Source organism: Exiguobacterium sp. B2(2022) (genome assembly GCF_028823655.1).
GTDB lineage: Bacteria > Bacillota > Bacilli > Exiguobacteriales > Exiguobacteriaceae > Exiguobacterium > Exiguobacterium aestuarii_A.
In genome coordinates this window covers 1-1,135 of the sequence record NZ_JAPEHX010000123.1, presented here as the reverse complement: position 1 = coordinate 1,135, position 1,135 = coordinate 1, and the positions used below count along the sequence as shown (strand labels likewise).

The window sequence follows — 1,135 nt, the reverse complement described above, 5'->3', positions numbered from 1 at the left end:
CCAACATGTGAATTTCAATCCCATGTCTACTCCTCCTTTTAAAATACTCACTTACATATATTCAGTTTTCATAATGTCTCATAAACAAATCTTCTAAAGATGGTGGAATCGATTCTAATTTTTTGACACCTAATCTCGTCGCGGCTGTTAGTACAGCATTGAAGTAGTCAACATCAATTGAAAATATCGCTTGTCTAGGATCAATTTGTTTAAAATCATGCACTCCTTCAATGTGAGCAATCTCATTCACGTTTTGCTCTGTTTCAAGAGTGATTGTCGTCCGTGTCAAATGTCTTAATTCATCCAACGTGCCTGATTCAACAATTTCACCTTTACGGATAATAACAACCCGATCTGCTAATCGCTCTACTTCACTTAAAATGTGCGAAGAGAGAAGAATTGATTTTCCTGCGACCTTAATTTTTTCTACTTCATCTTGAAATACCGCTTCCATAAGCGGATCCAAGCCTGAAGTCGGTTCATCAAAAATATATAGATCAGAATCTACCGACAGAGCTGCAATCAGACCAACTTTTTGACGATTGCCTTTCGAATAACTTTTCGCCTTTTTTTTAGGATCTAACTCAAATCGTTTGATTAAATAATCACGTTTTTTCTTGTCTCCGCCGCCATGCAACTCCATAAATAAATCAATAATTTCTCCTCCGGTAAGACTTCCCCAAAGTGAAACGTCTCCAGGTACATACGAAATTCGTTTATGAATCTCAATACTGTCTTTCCATACATCCATGTTAAAAATCTTTGCCTCACCCTCATCTCGTTTCAAAATTCCTAAAAGCGTACGTATTGTTGTAGACTTCCCAGCGCCGTTCGGACCAATGAAACCAACTACTTCTCCTTTATTCACAGTAAAACTGACACCATTCAGAGCTTGAAATTTTGAGAAGCTTTTTTTAACCCCTCTTAGTTCGACAACCTTGACCATGTTTCATTCCTCCCACTTATATAGAAAATCCAGAAAAATAAAAAACTAAAAACATAAAAATAGTTCATCAAAAAGCCAAATACGTATAATTTAATACTATTTATTATGTTTTAGTTCATTTTATACCCTTATATGTGGATAGTCAATGAATTAATTGTACTATTTACCTTTTGATAGTTCATATCTTTA

The 1,135-nt window shown here is 35.1% G+C and carries 1 protein-coding gene; it reads right to left on the bottom strand.

What is annotated here, in order from left to right:
- Positions 1 to 61: 61 nt before the first annotated feature.
- Positions 62 to 946: an ABC transporter ATP-binding protein gene (locus tag ON063_RS14590; protein WP_274665617.1), complete on the bottom strand. Its 885-nt coding sequence runs from the start codon at positions 944 to 946 to the stop codon at positions 62 to 64.
- Between the last annotated feature and the right edge of the window lie 189 nt (positions 947 to 1,135).

Bases quoted from the DNA above. Each gene is read 5' to 3' on its own strand.
- ON063_RS14590 (WP_274665617.1), bottom strand. From the start codon at position 946: ATGGTCAAGGTTGTCGAACTAAGAGGGGTTAAAAAAAGCTTCTCAAAA.